This window comes from Sphaerospermopsis sp. LEGE 00249 (assembly GCF_014299995.1).
Classification (GTDB): domain Bacteria; phylum Cyanobacteriota; class Cyanobacteriia; order Cyanobacteriales; family Nostocaceae; genus Sphaerospermopsis; species Sphaerospermopsis kisseleviana.
This window is the reverse complement of record NZ_JACJUZ010000055.1, coordinates 1-16868: the sequence shown is the minus strand read 5'-3', so window position 1 is coordinate 16868 and position 16868 is coordinate 1. Positions and strand designations below refer to the sequence as shown.

The 16868-nt window shown below is 34.8% G+C and carries 15 protein-coding genes; 5 read left to right on the top strand and 10 right to left on the bottom strand.

Annotation, left to right across the window (positions count from 1 at the left end; translation table 11 throughout):
- Positions 1-61 precede the first annotated feature (61 nt).
- Complete coding sequence (locus tag H5968_RS25810) at positions 62-187, top strand: hypothetical protein (protein WP_255427173.1); 126 nt, start codon at positions 62-64, stop codon at positions 185-187.
- On the opposite strand, the gene H5968_RS17660 is transcribed toward H5968_RS25810, so the two are convergent.
- Positions 157-903 (bottom strand): dienelactone hydrolase family protein, encoded by a 747-nt coding sequence (locus H5968_RS17660; protein ID WP_187041005.1) that lies wholly within the window; start codon positions 901-903, stop codon positions 157-159. The genes H5968_RS25810 and H5968_RS17660 overlap by 31 nt on opposite strands.
- A 112-nt stretch (positions 904-1015) precedes the next feature.
- Here H5968_RS17660 and H5968_RS17655 point away from each other — a divergent pair, with 112 nt between their 5' ends.
- Positions 1016-2002 (top strand): GntR family transcriptional regulator, encoded by a 987-nt coding sequence (locus H5968_RS17655; RefSeq protein ID WP_187041004.1) that lies wholly within the window; start codon positions 1016-1018, stop codon positions 2000-2002.
- A gap of 221 nt (positions 2003-2223) precedes the next feature.
- Here the strand turns inward: H5968_RS17655 and H5968_RS17650 are convergent, their stop codons facing one another.
- Positions 2224-5658 (bottom strand): helicase-related protein, encoded by a 3435-nt coding sequence (locus H5968_RS17650; RefSeq protein WP_187041003.1) that lies wholly within the window; start codon positions 5656-5658, stop codon positions 2224-2226.
- Between the two features lie 413 nt (positions 5659-6071).
- Here H5968_RS17650 and H5968_RS17645 point away from each other — a divergent pair, with 413 nt between their 5' ends.
- The gene (locus H5968_RS17645) at positions 6072-6836 is read left to right on the top strand and encodes a Uma2 family endonuclease (RefSeq protein WP_187041002.1); all 765 of its coding nucleotides are present in this window, start codon (positions 6072-6074) and stop codon (positions 6834-6836) included.
- Positions 6837-6925: 89 nt separating this feature from the next.
- Here the strand turns inward: H5968_RS17645 and H5968_RS17640 are convergent, their stop codons facing one another.
- On the bottom strand, positions 6926-7144 hold the full coding sequence (locus H5968_RS17640; protein WP_187041001.1) for a hypothetical protein: 219 nt from the start codon (positions 7142-7144) through the stop codon (positions 6926-6928).
- Between the two features lie 314 nt (positions 7145-7458).
- Between H5968_RS17640 and H5968_RS17635 the strand changes: the two genes are divergently transcribed.
- Positions 7459-7701 (top strand): hypothetical protein, encoded by a 243-nt coding sequence (locus tag H5968_RS17635; protein ID WP_187041000.1) that lies wholly within the window; start codon positions 7459-7461, stop codon positions 7699-7701.
- A 412-nt stretch (positions 7702-8113) separates the two neighbouring features.
- On the opposite strand, the gene H5968_RS17630 is transcribed toward H5968_RS17635, so the two are convergent.
- From H5968_RS17630 to H5968_RS17610, 5 genes are all read right to left on the bottom strand, one after another.
- On the bottom strand, positions 8114-11701 hold the full coding sequence (locus H5968_RS17630) for a DNA methyltransferase (RefSeq protein WP_187040999.1): 3588 nt from the start codon (positions 11699-11701) through the stop codon (positions 8114-8116).
- 202 nt (positions 11702-11903) lie between these two features.
- Complete coding sequence (locus H5968_RS17625; RefSeq protein ID WP_187040998.1) at positions 11904-12359, bottom strand: DUF29 domain-containing protein; 456 nt, start codon at positions 12357-12359, stop codon at positions 11904-11906.
- A gap of 83 nt (positions 12360-12442) precedes the next feature.
- Positions 12443-12904 (bottom strand): DUF29 domain-containing protein, encoded by a 462-nt coding sequence (locus tag H5968_RS17620; protein WP_187040997.1) that lies wholly within the window; start codon positions 12902-12904, stop codon positions 12443-12445.
- Positions 12905-12938: 34 nt separating this feature from the next.
- On the bottom strand, positions 12939-13400 hold the full coding sequence (locus H5968_RS17615) for a DUF29 domain-containing protein (protein WP_187040996.1): 462 nt from the start codon (positions 13398-13400) through the stop codon (positions 12939-12941).
- A 149-nt stretch (positions 13401-13549) separates the two neighbouring features.
- Positions 13550-14389 carry an alpha/beta fold hydrolase gene (locus tag H5968_RS17610; RefSeq protein WP_187040995.1) on the bottom strand — a complete coding sequence of 280 codons (840 nt, stop codon included), beginning with the start codon at positions 14387-14389 and terminating at the stop codon, positions 13550-13552.
- Positions 14390-14440: 51 nt separating this feature from the next.
- Between H5968_RS17610 and H5968_RS17605 the strand changes: the two genes are divergently transcribed.
- Positions 14441-14656 (top strand): hypothetical protein, encoded by a 216-nt coding sequence (locus H5968_RS17605; protein ID WP_187040994.1) that lies wholly within the window; start codon positions 14441-14443, stop codon positions 14654-14656.
- Here H5968_RS17605 and clpX read toward each other — a convergent pair.
- Positions 14648-15988 (bottom strand): ATP-dependent protease ATP-binding subunit ClpX, encoded by a 1341-nt coding sequence (gene clpX / locus H5968_RS17600; protein WP_096570079.1) that lies wholly within the window; start codon positions 15986-15988, stop codon positions 14648-14650. The two genes, H5968_RS17605 and clpX, sit on opposite strands and share 9 nt — an antisense overlap.
- 10 nt (positions 15989-15998) lie before the next feature.
- A complete protein-coding gene (gene clpP, locus H5968_RS17595; RefSeq protein WP_096570081.1) occupies positions 15999-16697 on the bottom strand; it encodes an ATP-dependent Clp endopeptidase proteolytic subunit ClpP in 699 nt (232 codons plus the stop codon).
- Between the last annotated feature and the right edge of the window lie 171 nt (positions 16698-16868).

Genomic DNA, 16868 nt, shown 5'->3' with positions numbered 1-16868 from the left:
TTTTGAAGATTAATTGTTATGAAAAATTGGTAATGGGTAATGGGTAATTGGTAATTGGTAATTGGTAATTGGTAAAGTTCTTTTAGTCACCAGTCACCAGTCACCAGTCCCCAGTCCCCAGTCACCAGTCCCCAGTCACCAGTCCCCAGTCACCAGTCACCCTAAAGTGTTAGCAAAAAGTTGTTGAACTTGTTGCCAAGCATCAGCCGCAGCTATAGGATTATAACTACCACGGTGATCGCAGAAAAATCCATGATCAGATCCATCGTAGCGAAACACGCCATGAGAAATGTTGTGTTTTTGTAACGCTGCTTCAATTTCGTTTACCTGTTCTTTGGGTATACTGGCATCATCCATCCCAAAAAAGGCGTAAATAGTCCCGGAAATTTCTGGAGTGCGGGTAATAGTAGGGTTACCGCCTCCAGGGGTGCGGGTGGTGATCCCAGCACCGTAAAATGAAGCAGTAGCTTGAATATCAGGGAGGGTAGCAGCTAGGTAGGCGACATGACCACCAAAACAAAAGCCAATACAACCAAAACCCTCTTTTTTGACATTGGGCTGAGTTTTGAGATAATTAATAGCGGCTTGAATATCGCTCAACAGTTGTGAAGCTGTGGTTTGTTCCCAGGCGTATTTTCTACCGATTTCTATGTCTTCAGGAGTATAACCCGTTTCAAAACCCGGTGCTTGACGTTGAAAAAGAGCAGGTGCGATCGCCACATACCCCAGTTGAGCAATCCGTTCTGTCACCTCCCGAATATGCTCATTAATTCCAAAAATCTCCTGTAAAACTACAATTCCGGCGTAAATACCAGGTGATGTTGGTTTTGCTAAATAAGCATCAATTTGACAATCATTTTGAGAAAGTTTAACTTTTGTAGAGTCTATTGTTTGCTCTGTCATAATAATTTTCATCAAAATTATCTGATCCGATAAATTCAAAATAAATCATATATTTAACAGGTAGTACACACAAACAGTTAAGTGCAGCTACCAATCATCAGGAGAATTGTTAATGATTCAATTCCGAATTCAGCCAGACAGCGAAATCCCCGCATCCAGTCAACTATTTAATCAAATTCGCTTTGCGATCGCCTCTGGTCAATATCCACCCAGTTATAAATTACCCAGCACCAGGGCGTTAGCCATACAAACTGGATTACATCGTAACACTATTAGTAAAGTTTACCGCCAATTGGAAGACGAAGGATTTGTCGAAAGTCTAGCAGGTTCAGGAATTTATGTCCGCGCTCAAGGCCATGAGGGTGGTGGTAGGTTACAATCTCCCATTCTGAAACAATACCCCGAAGCATACAAAACAGTCCAAAAAACACTGGATGAATTACTTAATCAAGGTTGTTCCCTTAATCAAGCACGGGAGCTATTTTTAGCGGAAGTTGACTGGCGTTTGCGTTGTAGTGCCAGAGTTTTGGTAGTAGTACCATTACAGGATCTTGGTGCTGGGGAATTAATGGTAGATGAATTAGAAGAATCCCTAGAAATTCCCGTCCAGTTGGTAACAACAGAAGAATTAGCCGCAGTCTTAGAACAAACTACATCAGCCACATTAGTCACCAGTCGTTATTTTATCGGAGAAGTAGAAGCGATCGCTGGACCCCAAGCAGTCCGCGTTATTCCCCTAGATATCCATGACTATAGTAAAGAACTCAATGTAGTTAAAAGCCTTCCCAAATCAAGCTGTATTGGTACAGTTAGCCTCAGTCCTGGTATTCTCAGAGCTACAGAAGTCATCCTGCACGGTTTACGGGGGGATGAACTATTAGTTATGACTGCTCAACCCAAGGATGCTTATAAAGTAAACGCCATTGTTAAACGTTGTGAAATCATATTTTGTACAGATCCAGTCAGTTACCTAACAACACAAGCAGCAATGCAAACAGTCTCAGATGATCTAATTCGTCCACCTAAACTAATTCGTTGTGAAAACTACATTGGTTCTCAATCAATTAATTTATTGCAAAGAGAACTAGGTTTAATGTGATGGGGCAGGAGTTTTTTATTTTGGATTTTGGATTTTGGATTTTGGATTGTTTTTATCAACCCCAATCTAAACAGGACTTACGCAAAAGAGAACGAAAGTAGGGGTAATTCATGAATTACCCCTACGCAAGAATAAGGTTTTCAGTCACATCTTACGTAAGTCCTACTAAAATCTAAAATCTAAAATCTAAAATCTAAAATCTAAAATTTTCCGCCCAATAACTAATCACCAAATAACCCCAAAGAACAAATAATTTGCGCTTCCTGTTGTCCATCTTCAGGATGGATAATACACAAAGAATTATTATCTCTTAAAGATATAATCATTGTCGCTAATTGTTCATCATTAATACCGCTTTTTAACTGCCGATTTAATTTAATTACCGTTGTTTCTTTTAACGGATAATGATATATTTCTTCTACCGCTTTTTTTAAAGTCTGCCAATCTTCTCCTGATGTAAATATAGGGGTTTTTGCTTCCGTTTTTTTAATATAATTATCTAACCGGTAATAAGTTCGATATCTGGCACTTTTAGAGCTTCCTAATTGTCCTCCAGATGTTTTTTGCTGTTCTAATAGTAAATCAGCCCCTTGAGCGACAATTTCATGGTGTTGGGGATGCTTTTTTTCTGGGGGTGTATCCCGGTTACATCTTGCCATTCTTAAAATTCTCATTTGCGATTGAGTAACGCTTTTTCCTTCCTTATTTATCCACGCTAAAGCATCCGTACCTTCAGCAGTTCGCAGATACATTAACACCCCTTGAGGATCTAAATTTGTACCTTCATGGTAACGGGTAGAATAAATCACATTGGGCAGATTTTTAATGATTTTCTCTAAACTTGGATCAGCATCTATGGCATTTTTCCAAATTTGAAAAGCTTCCGAAGTTAAATCAACTTCTCCATCATCTACTTCATCTAAAATACCCGATTTCTCATGATAAAGATCCAGTATTTCTTGATAGGAAAAACCATCTTCAAAAAATGCCTCATCTGTACCCACTACACTAGCATTTTGTTGTAATCTTTCTGTTAGTCTACCTCTTAAATTAATTAATTTTTCCACACCCTCCGCAGGTAAAAAAGAATAACAGAGAATTTCTGATGCTTTTTGGCCTATTCTATCAACCCTTCCTGCTCTTTGAATTAAGCGAATAATTGCCCAAGGTAAATCATAATTAATAATAATCCGACAATCTTGTAAATTTTGACCTTCACTTAAAACATCCGTAGCAATTAAAATTCTAATTTGTTGTTCAGGGGTGATATTCTGTTGATTACTTTGGGGACTAAAACGATATACTAAAGATGTGGGATCATTTACCTTACCCGTAACTAAAGCAGTTTGGGAAATATGCGCTTTTCCTAGACATTCCTGTAAATAACGCGCTGTATCTGCAAACTGAGTAAAAATCAATATTTTCTCATCAGGATGAATTTCTGTGAGTAACTTTTGCAAAGTTTGAAATTTTTGATCTTGTTGATAATTCCATTCTCCACAGTTATTTAAACAGTTATTTAAACAGTTATTTAATAACTTCAACAATGCTCTAGCATCTTCCAGAAGATGTTTTTTCAACTCAGACTTAAACAACCGATAATTTAACCATTTAAAACGTTTTTCATATTTGCTTTGATAAAGTGCATAAATAACCTTTGCTTGACGTTTATATTCTGCTTCTTTACTGCTTAAACTAGCAAAATTTACCTCATCATTTTCTTCATCATGCTGATCATCATTGTCATCATCAGCTATTTCAAAATCTAAATTGGTAGAATTAATATTATCCGCATCTTCATCATTATTTGCAGTCTCTAAAAATTCCGCATCCTGTGTACCAATGGGAATATCTAATTTATTTTCTAACGCATGAATATAAACATAATTTCTTAAAATATGACGTTCTAAAGATTCTAAAAAAGCATTACCGCTACTTTCTAATCTTTTAAATAAATTCGTGCGACAAAAACCCATTAACCGTCTTCCCCCACGGGATAAACCATTTAAAATTTGTTGTTCCGTTGCTGTGGGAGGTTGTTTATATTTATCTAAAGTGTAATTTCCTAAACCGTAACGGGGTAAAGATAGAGAATTGATAATTTCTACCACTTCACTAGAGTATAATTTCCCATAGTCATCATCATTATTAATAGTAAAAGTGGCAGTTTTAGGAATGCGGGTAGGAAAATAAGAACGAGAACCATCAGGAAATTGTAAATATTTTCTGCCATCTATTGCATCAGTTTCGGCATAATTATTTTTAATGAAACTGCGTGTTCTTCTGAGCATATAACGATTCATTAATAATTGCCAATCTTCTGCATATTCGCTTTTTTCAAATGCTGTTAAAGTTCTCACTTCCGTTTGCGGATATTTACGTTTAAATTCAGTTTCATTTCCCAATTCTCTGATTAAATTTTCTGGTTTAATACCTAAATCTTTAGATTCAGGAATAAATAACCGTAACTGTGCAGATAAATCTAAATTACTTTTATTATAAGGGGTTGCAGTTAATAAAATACAACGACTTCCGCTTTGTTCAATATATTCTTTAATCGCTGCATAACGTTGTCCATCTCTATTTCTTAAATTATGACTTTCATCTATTAATACTAACCGAAAACGGGCGGTAATTGTCGGTAATATTTTGGTAACTTGACTAATAGGAACTACCCTAGCAGCTAAACCATATTCATCTTTATATTTTTCCCACATAGAAACAAGATTTTTCGGACAAATAATAACGGTACTAATACCCAGTTCATCCTCTATAATTTTAGTAATTGCTGTTCCTACTAAGGTTTTTCCTAATCCTACCACATCCCCAATCATTACACCACCACGACGGTTAACATAATGGGCAGCAACTTTTACTGCTGCTGCTTGAAAAGGGAATAATTGAAAATCATAAGGTATAGCATATTGACTTAAACCATCTCGCGCTTCTTGGGAGAGATGATAAGCCATTTTGAGATAAACATAATAGGGAGAAATTAGTTTTTCTGTTGCCCAACTTTCATCTATAATTTTGATTAATTCATCAGAAATATCTAAACAAAATCGATCTTCCCAACGTTCATTAAACCAAGTTTGTAATTTATTAGTTGCATCATGATCTAATATGTCAACGTTTAATTCTCCTTGGTAAGATAAACCAGAAAAGGTTAAATTACTACTTCCTAAAAAACCAATAGCGGGTAAATTATGATGATTTTGGGGAATTAAATAAAGTTTAGCGTGGAGGGGATGACGGAGATATAATTTAACTACTACTTTTTTAGTTTGTAATTGGGTTTTTAGTCTTTTTAAACCCCATTCATCATCATTGCTGGGTTTACCTAAAGTTAATTGTTGACTAAATTCTTGTACTAGGCGTTTTCTCAGGTTAGTTGTGTCACTTTGGGATATGGGTTTGCGAGATATTCCTAAACCTAACATTTGGTTAAGTTCATCTTTGGGTAATTTTTGCATTCCAATTAATAAGCGACAACAATTATTTTCACCTCCGGTAAATTGTTCTATTTCTTCCTGTATTAATTTCCATCCCCGCAGGTTGAAATAACCTACACAGAAATCTGCTTTGGGGGCGGTTTTGAGACTTTGTTTGAGGGTGGTTAATAATTGTTCATTGATGTTATCAAAAATTCTTGGCATAGGTTTTTATTTATTATAAAATTGGTTGTAGGTTGGGTTGAGGAACGAAACCCAACAATTAAAAACTTGAACGAAACCAAAACTTTGTTTAAGTTGGGTTTCACTTTGTTCAACCCAACCTACTTACTATGATTAATTTACCATTTTACCATTTATTGACAAGATTGAGTTAAGAAGTCGGGGATCTTTAGATTCATGTTTATGATATAATTTATGATATAATTTATGATATAATTTATGATATAATTATGATATCATAATCAATATAGCGTTTCCCAGTCTCATGAGGTACACCTTAATTTATTTACTTTTCCCAATTCCCAATTCCCTAAGATAAAAAACTCTGTACCTCGACTAACTTGGTAAATGGTATATAAAATATGATCTCCCTTACTCCCAGGAGTATTTCTATAATGACTCAATCTTTAACTCCACAGATTACACCAGAAATTAGCAGTCGTAAACCTAGTCCTGATGATTTTGAAAAACCTGCTATTCCCGATTTAACAAATGTGACTATTGATAATAGTGAACCAGTGGATAATTTAATTTCTGAAAAACAACAACGTTTATTAGTTTCCTCTCTTTATAGTTCTTTTAATGTTAGTGAACCATTTTTAGCTACTGCTAATGTAGGGTTATTTTATGCAGCTAATAAACTTCCTCTTGTTCCTGATATCATGTTAAGTCTAGGAGTTACTTTACCAGAAGATTGGTCAGAGAAAAAAGATCAATCTTATTTTACTTGGAATTTTGGTAAATCTCCAGAAATAGTTGTGGAAATAGTTTCTAATAAAGTGGGAAATGAATTAGGAACTAAATTAAAAGATTATTCTCAAGCGAGAGTAGGTTATTATGTGGTTTTTGATCCCTTCCATTATTTAGGAAAACCAAATCTTTACATCTATCAATTAAAAGGTGTTAATTATCAATTAATATCTACAAATTGGTTAGAAGAAATAGGTTTAGGGTTAACTATTTGGGAAGGAGAATTTGAAGGAAAAAGCTATCAATGGTTAAGATGGTGTGATGAACAAGGACAAATTCTATTAATAGGAGATGAAAAAGTAGCACTTGAAAAACAACGTGCTGATCAAGAAAAACAACGTGCAGATCAAGAACGAAAAAGGGTAGAATATTTAGAGGAAATTTTGCGATCGCAAGGAATTAACTTTTAATATCATGTAATATCATGTTATATTATGTAGTGTTATATAATATAATACTAATTTATATCCCCGACTTCTATGATTAATTTATCATTTATTTACAAGATTAAAACGGAAGTTAGGGATATTTTGATTAGTTTGTACTTTACAGAAAAATCTTCAGGTGCTTGAATTTTTATCTCTTTTAACTTAGATAATATCCCCTTTTTTTTGTTTTTATTTTTATCTCTAAATTCTTTAATTAATTGATAAAACTCATCAAGTTGATCTTCTGGTATATTGTCAATTTCGGCTTGAATTAATTCTTTAATAGTCATGGTTTTTACTCCTGTTGCTAATTTGAAGATTATAACATATTTTCAGATCCCCGACTTCTATCATTAACAGGAATTACGCAAAAGAAAACAAAAGTAGGGGTAATACCCTTTGGGAAGCAAGCTACATGAATTACCCCTACGCAAGAATAAGGTTTTCAGTCACATCTTGCGTAAGTCCTAATTAATTTATCATTTATTCACAATATTTATTCAAGACATCGGGGATCTTGATCAAAGTGTAGTTACTATTTTACTATAATATGGTAAAATGTTTGTAGTAATTAAATGTGTGTAGTAATTACAGGTGAGTAAATATGATTGCCCAAGAAATCATGGCAAAAGTTGACCAAAATGGTAACATCTCTTTAGAAACTCCTTTAATAGTTAATAAACCAAGCCGAGTTAAATTAATTGTTTTGTTTATTGAAGATGAATTAGATGAAGATGATGAATCAAAAGAATCTGTTTTAGAAGGTTTGAAAATCTCATTACAAGAAGCTAAAGCAGGTAAAGTACATCCAATTTCTGAACTTTGGGAAGGTATTGATGTTGAGTGATACCCCATTAGTAATAGTTCAGTTTACTGATAATTTTAAACAGAAAATACGCAGCTTATCAAAAAATATCGTCATATTCGTACTGATATTCAACCAATAATTGAAGAATTACAAAGTGGTAATTTTTTAGGTGATCAAATTGCAGGAACAGGGTATACAGTTTTGAAGGTAAGAGTTCGCAACAGTGATATTCAAAAAGGGAAAAGTAGTGGTTATCGAATTATTTATCAGATTCAATCACCTACAAATGTCCTTTTACTGTTAATTTATTCTAAACTGGAACAAACAGATATAACAATGGATGAAATTAAGTCAGTTATAGAACTGTTTCAAGCATGATCTTAGTTTTAATGTTAATCCGTTTTTATTATGAATTGTACGGGTTTAGCAATGCTAAACCCCTACGTTTACGTTATTTAACCATCTCCCGATAAGCATTTAAAGCAGCATTTTTCACTTCTTCCGCAACAATGGGAAATGTACTCAATATATGACTAAATTCGCTTTCTGTTAATCCATATAAATGGGCAATTATTCCATCTAATTCTGCGCGAATTTTCCCCCTTTCTCTCTCCTCTGTAATTCCGTTTTTATGACTTCCTAACCCTACTTCTTTCGCTAATTCATCATATTCTGCTGTGGTACATATTAGTTTGGCCGCACGTTCTACTATTTCATTAAAATATTCGTCTTTTTCTGTTAATCTGGGTACGGGAAGTTGATAAATGTAGAAAAAGTTAAGTGTACTTGAAACCTTTGTTCTGAGTAACCAATCTAATACAAAACTATTGAAAAATGAACATACTAAAAGTTGACTTTTATAATCTATAATTTTATTTCCAAAATCATCAAATATTTTGATATTTGGTAATTTATTTCCATGAAATGAACAAGTATCTATAGTTGCAATTATTGTTCTAATATCTGTATTTCTTGCAATATCCCTAAACCCCAATCTATAACATTGATAATCTAAAATTTGCCCTTTATCAATACCATTTTTACCTAAAACCGCTTTTCTTGCTTCCTCCTCATCAACCCAGTAGCGAGGTTCAGCAAATTTATGATTAAATTGATGAATCATTTTCCCTTCATATAAAGGTAATCTTCCCTTTCCTGGTTCAGTTTTAAACAAATGACTATCATTAGTCATATCAAATTCACGAGTTAATTTTAAATTCCATTTATCCTGAATTTCCTCACCCAACAAAGGAAAGCGACTCATTTTTTCAGCTATGAAAATATCTAAATCAGTTTTAAACTCCATGATTGAAATAGAATCAGGAGATAACCGTTTAATTAAATCCACAGACATATTAATACAATCATCACCAGGAAAACTGTTCAACTCTCCCACATCATGACGCATAAATTTAGCAGGGAAAGATAAAGTTTGCTTACCATTTTCAAAAGTCAAAACTATAAACTTAAACCGACTATCAACCCCCTCAAAAATAGCTTTTCTATTTTCAAAACAGAATAAACCAGTAATATTAGTTTGCGAAAATAACATTTCTCGTAACTGCTTAGTACCCAAATCAGTATAAATACCGCTAGGAATAACCAAACCACATTCACCATTTTGAGAAAGTAAATTAACACATTGTTCCACAAACAACTTATATAAATTAATATCAGTTCCCTGTTTTTTCCCATTCACCACAGAAATCTGATTAACATATTGTTCCGCACTTCGATAATATAAACTCACATGAGGATATTGACTTTGATACTCTAACCAAGCAGTAGCAATTTCAGGATTTTCTAACAACTGCTTTTGTTGTTTTTCAAAAGTCTTAATATCCATCTTATTCTTACTCACAATATCGCTATATTCTGCGAAAAATTCCTTAGCTTGAGGTTTAAAAATCTCCCAAGGAGGATTACCTAAAATAATATCAAAACCACCCTTAGCAATAATCTGATCAAAATGATAACCCCAATGAAAAGGTTTTAACCCTTCCATATCCGCAATATTCAAAAGTCGTTTCACAGGTTTACCCTTTAACTGCACCTCCTCATATTTAATCTTTAAATTGCTAAATTCATCTAACAACAATTGATTTAACTTCACCAAAGATTCCCGATTGACACGATTAATATTTTCCCTTAAAAATTCTAACCTATCTTCCTGTTCCGTACCTTCCACATCTGCAACAATAAAAGCGTGTTCTTTGTACTTCCTAATACTTTCGTTTTTCTCTTTTAAAATCGCTTGATAATTTTGAGAATTTAATTGTTGTAAAATATTACCTTGTTTAGAACTTCCCACCGTATCAAAACGACTTCCATCAACGCGAATTAAACCAATTAACGAATTACCAGACATAATGTTAAAATCAACATTAGGTAAAGGTTCTAAATCATCAACAGTTTTCGCAGCAGCAACCAAACTTAAAAACAAGCGTAGTTTAGCAATTTCCACCGCTTCCTCCATGATATCCACACCATAGAGATTGTCAGTAATTACCCGTTTTTTGATATAATAATCCAAAGAAGGATGATCTTTTTTAATCTTCGTTAATCTCGCTTTATTTTCCTCATTTCCAGAAACTTCAATAAAATCAAAAATGGCGGTATAAATCTTAATCAAATGTTGTAAAGCAGCAACCAAAAACGCACCACTACCACAAGCGGGATCTAAAATTGATAAGTTTGGTAAAACATCATCTAATAATTGTTGACATAATTGATTATTTTCTCGTTCCCAGTCTCCAGACTGGGAATGTTCTTTTTCTCGTTCTTCTCGTTCCCAGTCTCCAGACTGGGAATGTTCTGTTGGAGGTTCTACCTCCTCTATTTTCGAGGTAGAACCTCTTGACTTGCATTCCCACGCAGAGCGTGGGAACGAGTGTAATATGTTATTATTACCAATTTTCTCTGCAATAAATTTATTAATAGTACGTTCACAAAGATAATTAGTAATTTCCGGTTTCGTATAATAAGCACCGAACTCCTTCTGGTTAATATACTTCTCAAAAATATACCCCAGAACATCAGGATTAATTTCATCATCCTTACCACTTGGTGTATCATCTAAATGCCAAGTATAACCGGAAAACAGTTTAAAAATCTCCTCAAAAGCAGTATCACTAATTTGAATACGGTTACTGAGCGAAGTCGAAGTAACATTATATTTTTCTTCAATAATATGAGGTAAAAACAAACCACCATTAATATATTTAATCTTACCAATTACAGACGGTGTATCTGGGTTTCTAAACTTTTCCGCTTTCCCAAAACCATCAAAAAACAAAGTTTGTAAAAACTCTTGATAATATAAATCCTGTCCTTGACTTTGACTAACCTTTAACTTATCTTGTAAATAATTAGTATTACCATCATCCAAAAAACCTTTTTTCTGAAGGAAATAAATAAACATCAAGCGGTTTAAAATTACCGACGCATACCAATTAGCATCTTTTGTATTTTCGATACCTTTGATAAAAGTAACAAATTGCAAATGTCTTTCTTGGAACTTATTAAAAAAGTCTTTTGTAACTTTTTCAATATCAAAAGCGGTTTGAGTGCGTTGAGTGACATCAGTTAAAGTTAAATTTTCTTCTTCAGCAAAATCAATAAATAACGCCTCTAATTTTTGAGTTAATAATTCTCCTGATTGAGTAACATTAAAAGTAGTTTCTTTAGCTTTAGTTTTAGTAGCAGATTCTCTTTTTACCCATTGCCAAACTTGTTTAGATTGATTTTTATCAGTATAAATAATTAAATGTTCTTGACTATAACTAGTAACTTGGGTATCTATATTTTTTCTAGTTTTAGCATTAGGTAAAATCCCATTTTCAGCAACACAATGATAAACTATTAAACCACGTTTTTGGGCAACAGCTTCTAAAGTATATTCTAAAGTAGAATTTTCCTCATCTACAGCTAAATAAATAGGGGAAATATCAGCATAATCCCAGCCTAACTCTTCAATAAATAAAGATGTAAAATCAGATAATTGCAGATATTTTTTAACTTGATTGCGGTTGAACTTCATAATATTGTTACCAGGTATATATACAGAAAATACAGGTATCTAACCTGTCGTAACAATTGTAGCATATACCAGTAACAAAGATTATGTACTGATTATTTAAGTTTTATGAACATTTTATTAACATATTCAAACTATTACTTTAAACCATCTGCGTTTATCTGCGTTTATCTGCGTTTATCTGCGTTTATCTGTGTTTAAAGAATCACCCCAAAAAATCCACATCTAACAACTGTTCTAAAGTATAAGGACATTCTGGAGGAAAATCTACTTGAAACTTAGTTTTCACCTCCACAAATTTTAAAGCATCAGCATAAATATCTAACATTTCCTCAGATAAATAATTGCGTAAATTACCCGTTAAACGTCGTTTTAATTGGTTTCTAAAACTGACAATTTCCGCTTGCCAATGATGACCATTTCTTTCAGTTTCTTCCGTCCAATACTGATATAATAATAAATGTCTAATAATTTGTTCTAACAGACTAGCAACCGCATTTTTCTTTTCATTACCCAAATCTGCCAACTCCTCAATTAAATTCTCTAAATCCACATCATTAAATTTACCTTGTTTCAATAATTCAATATTAGTTAACAACCATTCATAATCATCAATTTTATAGATTTGTTGTAAATATTCCAAATTACTAATTACACTCATAACATCACCTCTAATTTATTTCACCAATTACCAATTACCAATTACCCATTACCCATTACCCATTACCCATTACCCATTACCCATTACCCATTACCCAAAAAATCCACATCTAACAACTGTTCTAAAGTATAAGGACATTCTGGAGGAAAATCTACTTGAAACTTAGTTTTTACCTGCACATATTTTAACGCTCTCTGATAAATATGATCAAGTTCATCAGCTAGGAAATTACGTAAATTAGTAGTTAATCTATCCTCCAGTTGATAACGAAAACTTAAAATTTCTGATTGCCAATGATGACCATTATTTTCTATTTCTTCTGTCCAATATTGCAGTAATAAAAGATGTCTAATAACTTGTTCTAATAAACTCTTGACCGCATTTTTCTTTTCATTACCCAAATCTGCCAACTCCTCAATTAAATTATTTAAGTCCACATCATTAAATCTACCTTGTTTTAATAATTCAATATTAGTTAACAACCATTCATAATCATCAATTTCATAGAGTTGTTGTAAATACTCTAAATTACTAATTACACTCATAACCTCACCTCTGATTTATTTCACCAATTACCAATTACCCATTACCCAAAAAATCCACATCTAAAAACTGTTCTAAAGTGTAAGGACATTCTGAAGGAAAACTCACAGTAAAACCTGTTTTTTCCTGCACATAACCCAAAGCATCATGATAAATCTCAGCAAAAATAGAACTTAAATAATTAGATAAATTAGTAGTTAATCTATCTTTTAATTGTGTCCTAAAACTTCTAATTTCCGCACGCCAATGATTTTTATTTCTTTCATATTCAGCTTTCCAAAAATTTAATAGTAACAGATGTCTCATAATTTGTTCTAACAGATTTTTCACCTGGTGTTTATCTCGCTTAGCCAATGACTCCAACTCCTCAATCAAATTCTCTAGATCCACATCATTAAATCTGCGTTGTTTTAATAATTCAATGTTAGTCAATAACCATTCATAATCATCAATTTCATAGAGTTGTTGTAAATACTCTAAATTACTAACTACACTCATAACCTCACCTCTAATTTATTTCACCAATTAAGCTGTTACACAGCTAAATTGTATAATCCTAATATTCTGAACTCTTGTTTAACAGGCAAGATGCCTGTTCCACTTATACAAATTAAATGCACAACAGCTTACCCATTACCCATTACCAATTACCCATTACCCAAAAAATCCCGCACCTTCTGTAAATAAGTTTCTGGATCTTCCAACATCGGAAAATGTGCGGTATTAGCAATAATTTCTAGCTGCACCTTATCACTCAAAACAGCCGCTTTTCTACCTAAATCAGCAGGAATAATTAAATCATATTCTCCGGCTATTAACAAAGTTGGTACTGTTAATTTAGCAAATTCTAAAGGCATTGTTTCCGCTTGTTCTTTACTCACAGAGGTAAAAATTGTCCCTAAAGCGGAATCATAATCAGCGTCAATAAAATCTTGTAAAAAAGCTTGTCTTTCAGCTTTAGGAATCGGACGATGCAAAAATCTCGCCATAAATATCCTATCCGCTAAAGGTATTTTCCCTAACCATTGAGGACGGAATTTAACTACTAAACCACCAAATTTATAGAAAGCTGCAAAGGCTTTTTCATCATATTCAAAAATCCCACTACAAGTTAAAATTCCCTTGATAACTTTTTGGGGATAACGATTAAAAAATAAAGTCGCAATTGAAGCACTCATAGAATGGGCATTAATATAAACACGCTCCAGATTTAACTCATTTAATAATACTGCTAAATCTTCCGCATATTCTGTTAATTCATAACTCAATTTACTGCTATCTTGGGTTTCAGCACGGGAACGCCCAAAACCGCGCATATCATATAATAAACAATCAAACTTATCTGCTAAAGCCTCAGCCGTACTGCGCCAATATCTACACGAACCAGCCCAACCATGCAAAAAAACCATCACTGGTTTTACCACATCTGATGGTTTCTTGATCCACTCGTAATAATGCTCAACCCCGCGAACTTTGATATAAGACATAATTTTTAAGGAATAGGTGACAGGTGACAGGTGACTGGGGACTGGTGACTGGTGACTGGGGAAGAAGCAGGGGAGCAGGGAGCAGGGAGTAGGGGGAAATTATTTGTATTTTTCCCAATTACCAATTACCAATCACCAATTACCAATTACCAATCACCAATTACCAATTACCAATCACCAATTACCAATTACCAATTACCAATCACCAATCACCAATCACCAATCACCAATTACCAATCACCAATTACCAATCACCAATTATGCTGACTCTGGTTTTGGTAATGAAGAAGGATGTACCAACAGTTCCGCAGTAGAACGTTTCTCTACCATTTCCCGCGTTACTGTGCAGCGAGTTACATCTTTACGGGATGGCAACTCATACATCACATCTAACATCAATTCTTCCACAATACCCCGCAACGCCCGCGCCCCAGTTTTGCGACGGTAGGCTTCTTGGGCGATCGCCTTCAAAGCATCTGGTTTAAAATCTAACTGGACGTTATCCATCTTCAGCAGTTTTTGATACTGCTTCACTAAAGCACTCCGGGGTTGAGTCAAAATTGCCATCAGTGCTTCTTCATCCAGAGGATCAACCACAGCCACCATTGGCATCCGCCCGATAAATTCGGGAATCATGCCAAATTTCACCAAATCATCTGGTTCTAAATGACGCAGTGTGTCCGCAACCCGTTTTTCTTTAGATATCCCTTCTCCAGACTGCACAAAGCCAATTGACTTTTTGCCCACTCTCTGATCTACGACTTTTTCTAAACCAACAAAAGCCCCACCACAGATAAACAGGATGTTGCTAGTGTCAATCTGAATACAATCTTGATAGGGATGCTTGCGTCCGCCCTGGGGTGGTACATTAGCAATTGTACCCTCTAACATTTTCAGTAAAGCTTGCTGTACCCCTTCCCCGGAAACATCTCTAGTAATGGATGTGTTTTCACTCTTGCGGGCAATTTTATCAATTTCATCAATGTAGATAATTCCCCGTTGTGCTTCCTCCACATCCAAATCTGCCACTTGCAAAAGTCGCAATAAGATATTTTCCACATCTTCCCCTACATACCCTGCTTCGGTGAGAGTTGTAGCATCTGCCACAGCAAAGGGTACATCGAGGATTTTGGCCAGAGTTTGCGCTAACAGGGTTTTACCGCAACCAGTCGGACCCATTAATAAAATATTGGACTTTTGTAGTTCTACAGCATCATCAGCGCCACCTTTACCATTACCTTTAGACTGAGCAATAGCTAAACGCTTGTAGTGATTGTAAACTGCAACCGACAAGACTTTTTTTGCTTCATCTTGTCCAATTACGTGTTCATCTAAATATTTTTTAATTTCTCTCGGTTTGGGGATTTGGTTAAAAGAGAGATTGGCAGAACTGGTACGGCGTTTTTGAGGTTGTTCTGAACGTGATGCTGGTTGGGAAGCAGCATTACTGGTATCCAGCAGTTCTTCATCTAGGATTTCATTACACAAGTCAACGCATTCATCGCAGATGTAGACTCCCGGACCCGCGATTAATTTACGCACCTGCTCCTGAGACTTGCCACAAAATGAACATTTTAAATGGGAGTCGTATTTAGACATACCAAGCCTCTTATTTCAGAATGGTGACGTTTGCCCCTGCTGTGGGGAGATTTTGTCTAGAAATAACCTGATCGATTAAACCGTAGTCTTTTGCCTCTTCTGCTGACATAAAAAAGTCGCGTTCTGTATCAGCTTCGATCCTTTCTAAAGGTTGACCAGTGTGCGTGGACATTAATTGATTCAACTTGCCCTTAATGTAAAGAATTTCCCGCGCTTGAATTTCAATATCAATTGCTTGTCCTTGAGCGCCACCAAGGGGTTGGTGAATCATAATCCGGGAGTCAGGTAAAGACATACGCTTCCCTGCTGTTCCCGCAGTTAACAAAAACGCCCCCATGCTGGCAGCTAGACCAAAACAAATGGTAACAACATCAGGACGTATTTGTTGAATTGTATCATAAATTGCCATTCCTGCGTAAACAGATCCCCCTGGTGAATTTATGTAAAGTTGAATATCTTTTTCTGGGTCTTCAGCGTCTAGGAATAGCAATTGAGCAACTATAGAATTAGCTACAGTGTCATCTATTGGCGTTCCTAAAAAAATAATCCGCTCTCGCAATAGACGGGAGTAGATGTCAAAAGCCCTTTCTCCCATACCGGACTGTTCTACCACCATCGGTACAATGTTGTTTGGGCTGTTGTAGTTACAGCTAATACTGATGGGACTCAAGCTACTGATTGGATAATTTCCCGACTGCGATACAAGCATACAAAAATATTTAACAATAAGTGGGACAGAGGTTTACAGCCCTTATGGCTGATTTTTCGAGAATTTGAATTTGTATTTGAACTATGTTTTAACCATTATGCCTTATCTTCAGTTGTTCTCGCAGGATATCCAGGAGGCAGGAGGCAGGAGGCAGGGAGCAGGGGGCAGGGG